Raw genomic sequence first — 14530 nt, 5'->3', positions numbered from 1 at the left:
ACGGTCAGGCGGCCTTCGGGCCCCGGAACGTGCGCCGGTACGCCGCCGGGGTCGTGCCCAGTGCCTTGCCGAACTGGTGGCGCAGCGCGGCCGCGGTGCCGAACCCGGTGCGCCAGGCGATCGAGTCCATGGTCTCGTCGGTGCCCTCCAGCAACCGCTGGGCCAGCAGCACCCGTTGGCGGAGAATCCAGCGGTACGGCGTGGTCCCGGTCTCCTGCTGGAAGCGGCGGGCGAAGGTGCGCGGGGCCATGTGGGCGCGGGCGGCGAGCTGCTCGACGGTGACCTCCTCGTCCAGGTGGGCCTCCATCCACACCAGGACCTCGCCCATGGTGTCGCAGGGCCCCTCCGGCAGCGGCCGCTCGATGTACTGGGCCTGGCCGCCGTCGCGGTGCGGGGGGACCACCATCCGCCGGGCGATCTTGTTGGCGACCTCCGGGCCCTGTTCCTTGCGGACGATGTGGAGGCAGGCGTCGATGCCCGCGGCCGTGCCCGCCGAGGTGATCAGCGGGTCCTCGTCCACGTAGAGCACGTCGGGCTCGACGGTGACCCGGGGATGGCGCCGGGTGAGCTGGTCGGAGTGGCGCCAGTGCACCGCGCAGCGGCGGCCGTCGAGGAGTCCGGCCGCGGCCAGCACGAAGACGCCCGAGCAGACGCTGAGCACCCGGGTACCGCGTGCGACGGCGCGGCGCAGGGCGTCGAGCAGCTCGGGCGGGTAGTCGCGCTCGGCGTAGGTCTCGCCGGCCGGGACGGCGATCAGATCGGCCTCCTCCAGCCGCTCCAGACCGTGCGGGGTGGAGACGGTGAAGCCGCAGTGGGTGGAGAGGGTCGGGCCCTCCGCCGAGACGACCGCGAAGTCGTAGACCGGCAGACCCTCCTCGCTGCGGTCGATGCCGAACACCTCGCACACCACGCCGAGCTCGAAGGGGTGGACTCCGTCGAGCAGTACGGCCGCCACGTTCTTCAGCATGGTGCCAGTGTGCCTCGCGGCTGGCAGTAAATCGAGGGTGCGCGGCAGTCCTGCCAGTGCCGGTCAGGAGTGAAACGCAGGACAGTGGTGTCCATGAACGGAAACCAGATCGAAGGTCTCATCGGAATGGCAGCCACCCTCGGCATCCTGGTCCTCCTGGTCCTGCCCTCGGTGTTCGGCATCGTGCGCGACCGGCGCGTCGACCGACAGATCGGGCAGGCCCAGAAGGACCGCGGAGTTCAGCCTCAGAAGTCCTCGTCCAGGTCCACGGTGCCCTCCACCGCGACCTGGTACGCCGACGGGCGGCGCTCGAAGAAGTTCGTCAGCTCCTGAACACCCTGGAGCTCCATGAAGGAGAAGGGGTTCTCCGAGCCGTACACCGGGGCGAAGCCGAGGCGCACCAGGCGCTGGTCGGCGACGCACTCCAGGTACTGGCGCATCGACTCGGTGTTCATGCCGGGGAGGCCGTCACCGCACAGGTCGCGAGCGAACTGCAGCTCGGAGTCGACGGCCTCCCGGAGCATGTCCTTGACCTGCTGCTCCAGCTGGTCGTCGAACAGCTCCGGCTCCTCCTTGCGGACGGTGTCGACCACGTCGAAGGCGAAGGACATGTGCATCGTCTCGTCGCGGAACACCCAGTTGGTGCCGGTCGCGAGGCCGTGCAGCAGACCCCGGCTGCGGAACCAGTAGACGTACGCGAAGGCGCCGTAGAAGAACAGGCCCTCGATGCACGCGGCGAAGCAGATCAGGTTCAGCAGGAACTTGCGGCGGTCGGCCTTGGTCTCCAGGCGGTCCAGCTTGTCGACCGAGTCGATCCACTTGAAGCAGAACTCGGCCTTCTCGCGGATGGAGGGGATGTTCTCCACCGCCGCGAACGCGGCCGCGCGGTCGTCCGGGTCGGGCAAATAGGTGTCGAGCAGCGTCAGATAGAACTGGACGTGCACGGCCTCCTCGAAGAGCTGACGGCTCAAGTACAGCCGCGCCTCGGGGGAGTTGATGTGCTTGTACAGCGTCAGCACCAGGTTGTTCGCCACGATCGAGTCACCCGTGGCGAAGAACGCCACCAGGCGGCCGATCAGGTGCTGCTCCTCGGGCGACAGCTTCGCGAGGTCGGCGACGTCCGAGTGGAGGTCGACCTCCTCCACGGTCCAGGTGTTCTTGATGGCGTCCCGGTAGCGCTCGTAGAAGTCGGGGTAGCGCATCGGGCGGAGAGTCAGCTCGAAGCCCGGGTCGAGCAGGTTCTTGGTTTCGTCGGACATTACTGGCAGGCCTCGCAGGACTCGGGGTTCTCAAGGGAGCAGGCGACGGCGTCGGGGTCGGCGGCCTGCTGGACGGGGATGGTCTTGGCGGGCTGGGCCTGGCCCTGGGCGGCACGGGCGATACGGGTCGCCGGGCGCGAGCGCAGGTAGTACGTGGTCTTCAGACCCGACTTCCAGGCGTAGGAGTACATCGAGGAGAGCTTGCCGATGGTCGGCGTCTCCAGGAACAGATTCAGCGACTGCGCCTGGTCGAGGAACGGGGTCCGCGCGGCGGCCATGTCGATCAGGCCGCGCTGCGGGATCTCCCACGCGGTGCGGTACAGCGCCCGCACGTCCTCGGGGATCCAGATGAAGTCCTGCACCGAGCCGTTGGCCTCGCGCAGCGCCTCGCGGGTGCGGGCGTCCCACACGCCGAGGTCCTTCAGCTCCTGCACCAGGTAGGAGTTGACCTGGAGGAACTCGCCCGAGAGCGTCTCGCGCTTGAACAGGTTGGACACCTGCGGCTCGATGCACTCGTAGACGCCCGCGATGGAGGCGATGGTGGCGGTCGGGGCGATGGCCAGCAGCAGGGAGTTGCGCATGCCCGTGGTGGCGATCCGCTCCCGCAGGGCGGCCCAGCGCTCCGGCCAGGTCAGCTCCACGCCGTAGTGGTCGGGGTGCAGCACGCCCTGCGCGGTGCGGGTCTGCTCCCAGGCCGGGAGGGGGCCGTTGCGCTCGGCGAGGTCGGCGGACGCCTCGTAGGCGGCCAGCATGATCCGCTCGGCGATCTTCGTGGACAGCGCCTTCGCCTCGGGGGAGTCGAAGGGCACGCGCAGCTTGAAGAAGACGTCCTGGAGGCCCATCGCGCCCAGGCCCACCGGACGCCACTTGGCGTTGGAGCGGCCCGCCTGCTCGGTCGGGTAGAAGTTGATGTCCACGACCCGGTCGAGGAAGGTCACGGCCGTGCGGACGGTCTCGTCCAGGCGCACCCAGTCGATGTCACCGTCCACCACGAAGGCGCCGAGGTTCACCGAGCCGAGGTTGCAGACCGCGGTCTCGCCGTCGTCGGTGACCTCCAGGATCTCCGTGCAGAGGTTGGAGGAGTGGACCACGTTGCCCGGCAGCGCCGTCTGGTTGGCGGTGCGGTTGGCGGCGTCCTTGAAGGTCATCCAGCCGTTGCCGGTCTGCGCGAGGGTGCGCATCATGCGGCCGTACAGATCGCGGGCCGGCATGGTCTTCTTCGCCAGGCCCGACGCCTCCGCCTTGCGGTACGCGGCGTCGAACTCCTCGCCCCACAGGTCGACCAGCTCGGGCACGTCCGCCGGGGAGAACAGCGACCACTGCTCGTCGGCGTTGACCCGGCGCATGAACTCGTCCGGGATCCAGTGCGCGAGGTTCAGGTTGTGCGTACGGCGCGCGTCCTCACCGGTGTTGTCGCGCAGCTCCAGGAACTCCTCGATGTCGGAGTGCCAGGTCTCCAGGTACACCGCGGCCGCGCCCTTGCGCCGCCCGCCCTGGTTCACCGCGGCCACCGAGGCGTCCAGCGTCTTCAGGAACGGCACGATGCCGTTGGAGTGCCCGTTGGTGCCCCGGATCAGCGAACCCCGGCTGCGGATGCGGGAGTACGACAGACCGATGCCGCCGGCGTGCTTCGAGAGACGGGCCACCTGGTGGTAGCGGTCGTAGATCGAGTCCAGCTCGTCCAGCGGGGAGTCCAGCAGGTAGCAGGACGACATCTGGGGGTGCCGCGTACCGGAGTTGAACAGCGTGGGGGAGGACGGCAGGTAGTCCAGGCGGCTCATCAGGCCGTACAGGGCGGCCACTTCGTCCACGGCGGGGGTGCTGTCGTTCTCTGCGAGACCGCTCGCCACGCGCAGCATGAAGTGCTGCGGGGTCTCGATCACCTTGCGGGTGATCGGGTGGCGCAGCAGATAGCGGCTGTGCAGGGTGCGCAGGCCGAAGTAGCCGAAGCGGTCGTCGGCGGCCGGGTCGATCAGCGCGTCGAGGCGGGCGGCGTGCAGCGCGACGAAGTCGGCGGTGCGGTCGGCGACCAGGCCCTCGCGGTGGCCCACGGCCACGGACTCGGTGAAGGTCGCCACGCCCTGCGAGGCGGCCTCGGCGCGGATGGAGAGCGTGAGCAGCCGGGCGGCCAGCCGCGAGTAGGCGGGGTCCTCGGAGATCAGACCGGCGGCGGCCTCGGTCGCCAGCTCGCGCAGCTCGGCCTCGTCGGCCTTCGCCGAGCGGCCGCGCAGCGCGGCGGCGGCGACCCGGCCGGGGTCGGCGTCGGGGAGGTCTGCGGTCAGCTCGGTCAGGGTCCGCAGCAGCACTGCTCCGGGACCGTCGTTCTCCACCCGGTTCACCGGGGTGGCTGAAGCCGGGTCGGACGGCGCGATGGTCACGTGGGGCTCTCCCTCGCTGGGCACGGGGGCCTGGCGGAGGGCAGGGGAGGGCACGAGCGCGCACGCGTCGCGTCCACCGGCCCACTCCACGAGGCCCGGACGTCTTCAGGGCACCCGGACCGGACGGCCGGGCGCGCTGTCGGCAGGTCCTCGGACTGAAGCGGGCGTGCGCAAAGCACGCGAGTACACCGTTGCGGGACAGTTCCGGATTCGCACCGGATTCCCCTGCGGCGACAGCGAGCATGAGCATACATCTAGTGCCGCGCTGTGATGGCACCCCCAGATGTTGTGTCTGTCGTGTGTCGCGGTGGTCTCAGAGCGTGAACTCGTAGGTAAGCAGGGCGATCTCCAGCAGGCCGGGCAGGGGGTTCCAGTCCCGCTCGGGTGTGCGAACAAAGCCGAGACGCGCATAGATCCGATGGGCGGCGCGCATGGTCGGCTGAGTGGACAGCACGACGCGTACACACCCCTCCACGGCCCGCGCGCGCTCCACACAGGCCCGTACGAGCGCCTCCCCGGCTCCCTGCCCCCGGCCCGCGTGGGCGACCGCCAGCATCCGGATCTCCGCCTCGTCCGCACCCGCGATGTCGGCCATCGGACCGCCGGACGGGACGAACGTCACACCGCCCAGCAGCACCCCGTCCCGCACGGCCACCAGCACCTCGGCGGCGGCCGCCCGTTTCGCCACGTCCCGCAGCTCGTGCAGATAGGCGTCGTCGTCCCCGAAGTCGAGGAGCCCGTCCTGGAGATAGGCATGCGCGGTGATGTCGCCCAGCTCCGCGTACTCGTCGGGGCGGGCCGGCCTGATGAGGAGATCCATGCCGCGAGTCTGTACGACAGCGGGCCGCCGGCGCTCTCGCTTTCCGGCGGCCCGCAAGGGAGTTGATCAGCAGGGACTAGTGCGTGCTGCCCGCCGTCGCGGGCGGCAGCTCCGCCTCGACGCCCGCGTCACCGGCGTCCGCCGTGTAGTCGCCCGGCGCGGTCTCGTCCACGCCCTCGGGGGCCTTCACGGCCTTCAGGACGAAGGTCAGGACCACCGTGACCACGACGTTCAGCACGAAGGCCGTCAGACCGATGTAGCCGATCTCGCCAATGCCCGGGATCTCCTTGGCCGAGCCGCCGAAGTGCGCCTGCGTCGGCGAGGCGACCCCGTACGCGGCCAGCGTGCCGTAGACCATGCCGACCGCCCAGCCCGCGAGCAGCGCCCAGCGGTGGAACCAGCGGGTGAACAGACCGCCGACCAGCGACGGGAAGGTCTGGAGGATCCAGATGCCGCCCAGGAGCTGGAAGTTGATCGCCACCGTCTTGTCCATGGTGAGGACGAAGGCCAGCGCGCCCACCTTCACCAGCAGCGACACCAGCTTGGAGACCTGCGCCTCCTGCTTGGGCGTGGCGTCCGGCTTGATGAAGTCCTTGTAGATGTTCCGGGTGAACAGATTCGCGGCCGCGATCGACATGATGGCCGCCGGGACCAGCGCGCCGATGCCGATCGCCGCGAAGGCCACACCCGCGAACCAGGACGGGAACATGTCCTCGAACAGCTGCGGGATCGCCAACTGCCCGTTGGTCACCTTCACCCCGGCCGCGATCGCCATGAAGCCGAGCAGCGCGAGCAGGCCCAGCATCAGGGAGTACAGCGGCAGGATCGTGGTGTTGCGGCGGATCACGTCACGGCTCTTGGACGACAGGGTCGCGGTGATCGAGTGCGGGTACATGAACAGCGCGAGCGCCGAGCCCAACGCCAGCGTGGCGTACGTCCACTGGCCCGCCGGGGCCGGGACCAGACCGCCCGCGCCCGCCGTCGTGAACTTCTTGTCGGCGGCGGCGAAGATGTGCTCGAAGCCGCCCAGCTTGATCGGGATGTAGATGATCGCCACGGCGATGACGATGTAGATCAGCGCGTCCTTCACGAACGCGATCAGCGCCGGGGCGCGCAGGCCCGAGGAGTAGGTGTAGGCCGCGAGCACACCGAAGGCGATCAGCAGCGGCAGGTCCTTCACGAACCAGTTGGTGTTCTCGCCGCCGCCCACGCCCATCACGTCCAGGACGGCCTGGATGCCGACCAGCTGGAGCGCGATGTACGGCATGGTCGCCAGGATGCCGGTGACCGCCACCGCCAGCGACAGGCCCTTCGAGCCGAACCGCCCGCGCACGAAGTCCGAGGTGGTGACGTACCCGTGGCGGTGCGAGACCGACCACAGCCGGGGCAGGAAGGTGAAGATCAGCGGGTACACCAGGATCGTGTACGGCACCGCGAAGAACCCGGCGGCACCGGCCGCGTAGATCGCGGCGGGCACGGCGACGAAGGTGTACGCCGTGTAGAGGTCGCCGCCCAGCAGGAACCAGGTGATCCAGGTGCCGAACGAGCGGCCGCCGAGGCCCCATTCGTCCAGCGAGTGCTCGTTCTCGGCCTTGCGCCAGCGCGCGGCCATGAATCCCACGACCGTGACGGCCAGGAAGAAGAAGACGAAGACGCCGAGCGCCACGCCGTTGACGCCGTCCTTCACTGGGACGCACCCCCGCTCTGGGCCTTGCGGGCGCGCTGGTCACGCTGCCACAGCTGGTACGCCAGCATCGTGAGCGAGGTCGAGACCAGCACCCACAGCATCTGGTACCAGTAGAAGAACGGGATGCCGATGAAGGCCGGGTCCGTCTTCGAGAACGAGCCGACCCACAGCATCGCGACGAACGGCGCGAGAAGACACAGGCCTATGACGACACGCACCGGTGTCACCACCGGGGGCCTCACTTCGGGTGATTCGGACATGCCACCGCTCCGTCCCCTCGTTGATCAGCGTTGATCACTGCGTGATGCGCTGGCAATTTAGGTGACGGCAGGCGGGAGCGGAACCCCTCGTCCGTGTATTGATATACCGCTGTGAGGTGCGGGGATCGGTGAGAGCGTCGCAGGTCAGTCCTGGGGCGACGGGATTCTCAGTCCATCGGGCGCTTCAGTCGGGCCACGAACTTGTAGCGGTCGCCCCGGTACACCGAGCGCACCCACTCGACCGGATTGCCCTCGCGGTCCAGGGAGTGGCGGGACAGCATCAGCATGGGCAGGCCCACGTCGGTGCCGAGCAGTCCGGCCTCGCGCGGGGTGGCGAGCGAGGTCTCGATGGTCTCCTCGGCCTCGGCGAGATGGACGTCGTAGACCTCGGCGAGCGCGGTGTAGAGCGAGGTGTACTTCACCAGCGAACGGCGCAGCGCGGGAAAGCGCTTGGCGGAGAGGTGGGTGGTCTCTATGGCCATCGGCTCGGCGTTCGCCATGCGCAGCCGCTCGATGCGCAGCACGCGCCCGCCCGCGGTGATGTCCAGCAGCCCGGCGAGCCGGTCGTCGGCCGTGACGTACCCGATGTCGAGGAGCTGCGAGGTCGGCTCCAGGCCCTGGGCGCGCATGTCCTCGGTGTACGAGGTCAGTTGGAGCGCCTGGGAGACCTTGGGCTTGGCGACGAAGGTGCCCTTGCCCTGGATGCGTTCGAGGCGTCCCTCGACGACCAGTTCCTGGAGGGCCTGGCGGACGGTGGTGCGGGAGGTGTCGAACTCGGCGGCCAGCGCGCGCTCGGGCGGGACGGGGGTGCCGGGGGGAAGCGTCTCCGTCATGTCCAGCAGATGCTTCTTCAGACGGTAGTACTTGGGCACGCGCGCGGTACGGACGGTCGCGCCGGCCTCGTTCTCCGCCCTGCTGACATCGGTGCTCATGCTCTGCCTTCCCGGCTCCGGACGCCGAAAGCGACCGACGTCCATCGGCCACGGCCCACATCGTGGCACGGCCGCGCGCGACCCGTTCCAGCCGCACGCTCCGTGACCTCCCTGTATACCGCCGCTACTTCTGCTGGTCTAGTCCACACCGCATTTCCTGCCAGTGGTCCACCGGAACTGGTCCGTCCGATCTGTCGCTTGAGCAATGAAAGGTCCCTGCATATCTCGGTCGCATCACGGACGCCCGTGGCCCGCAGGAACACCCTTGACATGCTCATTGGGGTGGGTCAGGCTCCCGGTGCTGGTCTACACCATTGGTCCAGTTCCCGGTCCCACGGGTGGTACGGCGCGCAGCCGTGCGTCGCGGGGGAGGCAGGGGGGTGGGTGGCATCCCTTGAGGAGGGTGGCGTGAAGCGCAGACTGACAGCCGCGATCGGCATCGCGGGCATGATCGTCTCGGTCGCGGCGTGCGGGAGCGAGAACGACAACAAGGGGGCGGACGCCAAGGAGCTGACCGTCTGGCTCACCGTCGACGCCCAGAACAACTGGCCCGAGCTGGTGAAGGAAGCCGACGCGGCCCTCGTCAAGGCGCACCCCGGCCTGAAGATCAAGCACGAGTACTACGGCTGGCCGGACAAGAACACCAAGCTCGACGCCGTCCTCGCCACCGACAAGGCCCCCGACGTGGTCGAGATGGGCAACACCGAGATGCTCGGCTACATGGTCAAGGGCGCCTTCGCCCCGCTGGACGCGGGCAAGTTCACCCAGTCCGCCGACTGGCTCGACGGCCTCAAGGCCTCGGTGACGTACCAGGGCAAGACCTACGGCGTGCCGTACTACGCGGGCGGCCGGGTCGCCACCTGGCGCAAGGACGTCGCCGCCGCGGCCGGCGTCAAGGCGGTGCCGAAGACCTACGCCGAGCTGACCGCCGACCTGGACAAGATCCAGAAGAAGAAGGGCGACAAGTTCAGCGCCTGGTACCAGCCCTCCCGCGACTGGTACGCCGCCATGTCCTTCGTCTACGACGCGGGCGGCGCCATCGCCAAGGAGAGCGGCGGCCAGTGGAAGGCGAGCCTGTCCTCGCCCGAGTCCCTCAAGGGCCTGACCGAGTTCAAGACCGTCCTCGACACGTACATGCACGGCGACAAGACCAAGGACGAGTCCGACCGTCCCATCGTGTTCGGCCAGGGCAACTCCGCCATGATCTTCGGCGCCGCCTGGGAGGGCGCGACCGCGGCCGACCCCAAGACCGACAAGGTCGGCGGGCTCAAGGACAAGCTCGAGAACTTCGTGATGCCCGGTCCTTCCGGCAAGAACATGCCGGTCTTCCTCGGCGGCTCCGACCTCGCCGTCCCGGTCAAGTCCAGGGCCCAGGGGCTGGCCGCCGAGTGGATCGCCGCCTACACCGGCCCCTCCGGGCAGAAGGGCCTGATGGCCAAGGGCAACCTGCCCAACAACAAGTCCGACCTCGCCACCCTGAAGAACGACCCGGCGACCGCCGTACCGGCCGTCGCGGCCGAGTCCAGCTGGTTCGTGCCGATGGCGCCCGGCTGGGGCCAGGTCGAGAAGGCGCAGATCCTGCAGAACATGCTGCAGAGCATCGGCACCGGCAAGCAGTCGCCCGCCGACGCCGCGAAGCAGGCCGACGCCGCGATCGACAAGGTCATCAACAACAAGTAGTGACCCGAGCGCGGAGCACACCGGCCCCGGACCGAACCGGGGCCGGTGCCCGCGCACTTCCCACCGCGCGGGGACCGGCCGCCCGCCCGCCGCGCGGCCGCCCGCGTACGACCGCCCCACCGCGCGGCCGCCGCCCGCGTACGACCAGAGGGACCGCTGAGGAGCGCGCGATGAGTGCCGCAGACACGACCACCCCGGCCAAGGTGCCGCCACCGCCCCAGGCACCGCCTCCCGCCGCACCGGACGGAACGCGCCGGCCTGGCGCGAAGGGCGACGCGACCACGCCCTGGCTGCTGCTCGCGCCCTGTCTGCTGGTCCTCGCCCTCGTCATGGGCTATCCGCTGGTCCGCCTGGTCACCCTGTCGTTCCAGAAGTTCGGCCAGTCCCAGCTGTGGGGCTTCCAGCCGCCGGAGTCCGTGGGCCTGGACAACTTCTCGGCGGTGCTCGGCGACGGCGAGTTCTGGCAGGTCGTCCTGCGCACACTGATCTTCGCGGGCGGCTCGGTGATCCTCACCATGGTCCTCGGGATGCTGGTCGCCCTGCTGCTCCAGCGGGTCTCCGGCTGGGTCCGCACCCTGGTCAACATCGTCCTGGTGGCCAGCTGGGGCATGCCCGTCATCGTCGCCACCACCGTCTTCAAGTGGCTCTTCGACTCCGACTACGGCATCCTCAACGCCCTGCTCAGCAAGCTCCCCGGCGTCGACATGGTGGGCCACAACTGGTTCGCGAGCGGGCCGCAGGGGCTCGCGGTCATCATGCTCCTGGTGGTCTGGGGCGCGGTGCCCTTCGTGATCATCACGCTCAGCGCCGGACTCACCCAGGTCCCGAAAGAGCTGGAGGAGGCGGCCCGGCTCGACGGTGCTGGCGCCTGGGGCGTCTTCCGCCATGTCACCCTGCCGATCCTCAAGCCGGTCCTCGTGATGCTCACGACCCTGTCGGTCATCTGGGACATGGGTGTCTTCCCGCAGGTCTTCGTGATGCGCGGCGGCCACCCCGAACCCGAGTTCCAGCTGCTGACCACCTACTCCTTCGACCGCGCCTTCGTGGTCAACGACTACGCGCAGGGCTCGGCCATCGCCGTCGTCACCATCCTGCTGATGCTCGCCGTGGTCGCCGTCTACATGCGCCAGATGCTGAAGATCGGAGAGGTCGAATGAGCGCACCGGCTTCCCACGCCCCCCGCCGCCGCACGGCCCGGTTCGGCTGGAACGCCCTCGGCCTGTTCGTCTTCGTCTCGCTCGGCTTCCCGGTCTACTGGATGCTCGACACGGCCATCAAGCCGGCCAAGGACGCCATCGACCCCGACCCCAGTCTGCTGCCCACGGGGTTCACCCTCGCCAACTTCCGCCGCGCGCTGGCCATCGCGGACTTCTGGGGCCCGGTCGGCCGCAGCCTCGTGGTGTCCGTCTCCGTCGTGCTGATCGGCCTCGTCGTCGGCACGCTCGCCGCGCTCGCCATCTCCCGCTTCGCCTTCCGCGGCCGCAAGGTCGTCATCGTCGGCATCCTCGCGGTGCAGATGGTCCCGCTCGTCGCCATGATCATCCCGGTCTTCCTGCTGCTCAACGACCTGGGCCAGTACGACAGACTCCCCGGCCTGATCATCACGTACCTGACCTTCATCCTCCCGTTCACGGTGTGGACCCTGCGCGGCTTCATCGTCAACATCCCGCGCGAGCTGGAGGAGGCCGCCATGGTGGACGGCTGCTCGCGCACCGGTGCCTTCCTGCGCGTGGTCTTCCCGCTGCTGGCCCCCGGCATGGTCGCCACCTCGGTCTACGGCTTCATCCAGGCGTGGAACGAGTACCTCTACGCCCTGATGCTGCTCAGCCAGGAGCACCAGACGGCCACCGTGTGGCTCGGCAACTTCACCACCAAGAACGGCACCGAATACGCCCCGATGATGGCCGGCGCCACGATGATGGCCGTGCCGATCGTCGTCCTGTTCCTCATCATCCAGCGCAAGATGGCCGCGGGCCTGACCGCGGGCGCCGTGAAGGGATAACGCCACCGATGACGACACTCGCCCGCGGCAGCGACACCCTCACCCGGGACGCGCTGACCGTCCTCCAGCCCGGCTTCACCGGCACCACCGCCCCCGACTGGCTGCTGCGCCGCCTCGGCGAGGGCCTGGCCTCGGTCGGCCTGTTCGGCCGCAACATCACCTCGCCCGAGCAACTGTCCGCGCTCACCGCACAGTTGCGCGCGGAACGCCCCGACGTCCTGGTCGCCATCGACGAGGAGGGCGGCGACGTCACCCGCCTTGAGGCCCGTACCGGCTCGTCCTTCCCGGGCAACCACGCCCTCGGCGCGGTGGACGACGTGGAGCTGACCCGCGCGGTCGCCCGGGAGCTGGGCCGCCGCCTGGCCGCCTGCGGGGTCCACCTCAACTGGGCCCCCTCCGCCGACGTCAACTCCAACCCCGCCAACCCGGTCATCGGCGTCCGCTCCTTCGGCGCCGACACCGACCTGGTCGCCCGGCACACCGCCGCGTACGTGACCGGCCTCCAGTCGGCCGGGGTCGCCGCCTGCACCAAGCACTTCCCCGGCCACGGCGACACCGCCGTGGACTCCCACCACGCGCTGCCCCGCATCGACGTGGACGCGGACACGCTGGACCGCCGCGACCTCGCCCCCTTCCGGGCGGCCATCGAGGCGGGCACGCGCGCGGTGATGAGCGCCCACATCCTCGTCCCCGCCCTGGACCCGGACCGCCCCGCGACCCTCTCCCGGCCGATCCTCACCGGTCTGCTGCGCGACGGACTCGGCTACGAGGGCCTCATCGTCACCGACGGCATGGAGATGCGCGCCATCTCCGGCACCTACGGCATCGAGCGCGGCAGCGTCCTCGCCATCGCCGCCGGTGCCGACGCGATCTGCGTGGGCGGCGGCCTCGCGGACGACGAGACGGTACGACGGCTGCGGGACGCGCTGGTCGAGGCGGTGCGCTCCGGCGAACTCGCCGAGGAACGGCTCGCGGACGCGGCCCGCCGGGTGCGCGAACTGGCCGCCTGGGGCACCGGGACGGCCGGGGCCGACACCGCGCCCGACACCGGGGTGGGGCTGCGCGCGGCCCGCCGGGCCCTGCGGGTGACCGGCGGCGAGACCTTCACCCCGCTCACCGGGGCGCCGTACGTCGCCGCGTTCACACCCGTCGCCAACATCGCGGTCGGCGACCAGACGCCCTGGGGCGTGGCCGCCGACCTGGCCCGGCTGCTGCCGGGCACCCGCACCGGCGGCTTCGCCGGGGAGAAGGCGGGCGAGGAGGCGCTGGCGGAGGCGGGGGAGAGCCGGATCGTCGCCGTGGTCCGCGACGAACACCGTCACCCCTGGATGTCGGCCGCCCTGGACACCCTGCTCGCGGCCCGCCCCGACACGGTCGTGGTGGAGATGGGCGTGCCGCGGGCCCCCGCCCGGGGCGCCCTGCACGTCGCGACCCACGGCGCGGCCCGGGTCTGCGGGCAGGCGGCGGCGGAGGTCATCGCGGGGGCCTGAGGCGGGGGTTGTTCCAGGGGTGTGCCGGGATCGCGCCGGGGGCCGAGCGGCCCCCGGCGGGTCGGCGGGTCAGATGCCCTGCCAGGCCGGCTTGTGCGCGTAGGTGTGCCGGAAGTAGTCGGCCAGCTTCAGCTTGGACGCGGCCGCCTCGTCGGCGACCACCGTGGCGTGCGGGTGCAGCTGGAGCGCGGAGGCCGGGCACACCGCCGCCACCGGGCCCTCGACGGTCGCGGCCACCGCGTCCGCCTTGCCCTCGCCGGTCGCGAGCAGCACCAGGTGCCGGGCCTCCAGGATGGTGCCGATGCCCTGGGTGATGACGTGGTGCGGGACCTGCTCGATGTCGCCGTCGAAGAAGCGCGCGTTGTCGACGCGGGTCTGCTCGGTCAGCGTCTTGATCCGGGTGCGCGAGGCGAGCGAGGAGCACGGCTCGTTGAAGCCGATGTGCCCGTCCGTGCCGATCCCGAGCAGTTGGAGGTCCACGCCGCCGGCCTCGGCGAGGGCGCGGTCGTACGCCTCGCAGGCCGCCTGGACGTCCTCGGCCGTGCCGTCGGGGCCCATGAAGGCGTCCATCGGGATGCCGAGCGGTTCGAGGACCTCGCGGCGCAGCACCGAGCGGTAGGACTCGGGGTGGTCGGCGGGCAGTCCCGCGTACTCGTCGAGCTGGGCGATCCGGGCGCGCGAGGTGTCGACGGCGCCGGAGCGCACCTTGGCGGTCAGTGCCTGGTAGACGGGCAGGGGGGTGGAGCCGGTGGCCACGCCGAGCAGGGCGTCGGGCTTGCGTCGCAGCAGCTGGGCCATGGCCTCGGCTATCAGCTCGCCGCCCGCCGCCGCGTCCGGAACGATGACAACTTCCACGCTGGGGCCTGCCGTTCTGAAGAGGGCCGGGATGGGGGAGCGCGTGCCGCGCGTCGCCATGTGGTTTAGACCAATCTAGCAGAGGGGCCCCTCCCGGACCGGCTCCGCGGGGGAGGCGTGACGGCACTGGGTGCCCTCCTCGCGCGCCCCCGTGCACCCGCGTGGCGTAAATCGCCCTGGCCTACCGCTCCCCTGAGCGG

The 14530-nt window shown here is 70.3% G+C and carries 13 protein-coding genes and 1 riboswitch; of the genes, 5 read left to right on the top strand and 8 right to left on the bottom strand.

What is annotated here, in order from left to right; genetic code table 11:
* Positions 1–4: 4 nt before the first annotated feature.
* Positions 5–967, bottom strand: a complete 963-nt coding sequence (locus AB0E91_RS05465; RefSeq protein ID WP_361775601.1) for a helix-turn-helix domain-containing protein — start codon at positions 965–967, stop codon at positions 5–7.
* 93 nt (positions 968–1060) lie between these two features.
* Here AB0E91_RS05465 and AB0E91_RS05460 point away from each other — a divergent pair, with 93 nt between their 5' ends.
* Positions 1061–1300, top strand: coding sequence for a hypothetical protein (locus AB0E91_RS05460; protein ID WP_361775598.1), 240 nt, complete (start codon positions 1061–1063; stop codon positions 1298–1300).
* Here the strand turns inward: AB0E91_RS05460 and AB0E91_RS05455 are convergent.
* The 6 genes from AB0E91_RS05455 to AB0E91_RS05430 form a co-directional block, all read right to left on the bottom strand.
* Positions 1213–2226, bottom strand: a complete 1014-nt coding sequence (locus tag AB0E91_RS05455) for a ribonucleotide-diphosphate reductase subunit beta (RefSeq protein ID WP_361775595.1) — start codon at positions 2224–2226, stop codon at positions 1213–1215. The two genes, AB0E91_RS05460 and AB0E91_RS05455, sit on opposite strands and share 88 nt — an antisense overlap.
* Positions 2226–4604 carry a ribonucleoside-diphosphate reductase subunit alpha gene (locus tag AB0E91_RS05450; RefSeq protein ID WP_361775592.1) on the bottom strand — a complete coding sequence of 793 codons (2379 nt, stop codon included), beginning with the start codon at positions 4602–4604 and terminating at the stop codon, positions 2226–2228. The genes AB0E91_RS05455 and AB0E91_RS05450 overlap by 1 nt, the downstream gene beginning before the upstream one ends.
* Positions 4605–4749: 145 nt before the next feature.
* Positions 4750–4829: riboswitch (cobalamin riboswitch) on the bottom strand.
* Positions 4830–4917: 88 nt separating this feature from the next.
* Positions 4918–5424, bottom strand: coding sequence for a GNAT family N-acetyltransferase (locus tag AB0E91_RS05445; RefSeq protein ID WP_361775589.1), 507 nt, complete (start codon positions 5422–5424; stop codon positions 4918–4920).
* A 76-nt stretch (positions 5425–5500) separates the two neighbouring features.
* On the bottom strand, positions 5501–7111 hold the full coding sequence (gene mctP, locus AB0E91_RS05440) for a monocarboxylate uptake permease MctP (protein ID WP_361775586.1): 1611 nt from the start codon (positions 7109–7111) through the stop codon (positions 5501–5503).
* Complete coding sequence (locus AB0E91_RS05435; RefSeq protein WP_361775583.1) at positions 7108–7371, bottom strand: DUF3311 domain-containing protein; 264 nt, start codon at positions 7369–7371, stop codon at positions 7108–7110. Before AB0E91_RS05435 ends, mctP begins: the two co-directional genes overlap by 4 nt.
* A gap of 167 nt (positions 7372–7538) precedes the next feature.
* Positions 7539–8303 (bottom strand): GntR family transcriptional regulator, encoded by a 765-nt coding sequence (locus AB0E91_RS05430; protein WP_361775580.1) that lies wholly within the window; start codon positions 8301–8303, stop codon positions 7539–7541.
* 408 nt (positions 8304–8711) lie between these two features.
* Here AB0E91_RS05430 and AB0E91_RS05425 point away from each other — a divergent pair, with 408 nt between their 5' ends.
* From AB0E91_RS05425 to AB0E91_RS05410, 4 genes are all read left to right on the top strand, one after another.
* On the top strand, positions 8712–9983 hold the full coding sequence (locus tag AB0E91_RS05425; RefSeq protein ID WP_361775577.1) for an extracellular solute-binding protein: 1272 nt from the start codon (positions 8712–8714) through the stop codon (positions 9981–9983).
* A gap of 170 nt (positions 9984–10153) precedes the next feature.
* Entirely contained in the window at positions 10154–11140 is a 987-nt protein-coding gene (locus tag AB0E91_RS05420; RefSeq protein WP_361775574.1) for a sugar ABC transporter permease, read from the top strand.
* Positions 11137–11985 carry a carbohydrate ABC transporter permease gene (locus AB0E91_RS05415; RefSeq protein ID WP_361105328.1) on the top strand — a complete coding sequence of 283 codons (849 nt, stop codon included), beginning with the start codon at positions 11137–11139 and terminating at the stop codon, positions 11983–11985. The genes AB0E91_RS05420 and AB0E91_RS05415 overlap by 4 nt, the downstream gene beginning before the upstream one ends.
* An 8-nt stretch (positions 11986–11993) precedes the next feature.
* A complete protein-coding gene (locus tag AB0E91_RS05410; protein ID WP_361775571.1) occupies positions 11994–13475 on the top strand; it encodes a glycoside hydrolase family 3 protein in 1482 nt (493 codons plus the stop codon).
* A 69-nt stretch (positions 13476–13544) separates the two neighbouring features.
* On the opposite strand, the gene nagB is transcribed toward AB0E91_RS05410, so the two are convergent.
* The gene (gene nagB / locus AB0E91_RS05405; RefSeq protein ID WP_361775568.1) at positions 13545–14330 is read right to left on the bottom strand and encodes a glucosamine-6-phosphate deaminase; all 786 of its coding nucleotides are present in this window, start codon (positions 14328–14330) and stop codon (positions 13545–13547) included.
* Positions 14331–14530: the final 200 nt, after the last annotated feature.

Source organism: Streptomyces sp. NPDC026659 (genome assembly GCF_040638245.1).
GTDB lineage: Bacteria > Actinomycetota > Actinomycetes > Streptomycetales > Streptomycetaceae > Streptomyces.
Note: the sequence above shows the minus strand (reverse complement) of the source record. Positions and strands in the feature narration are given on the sequence as shown.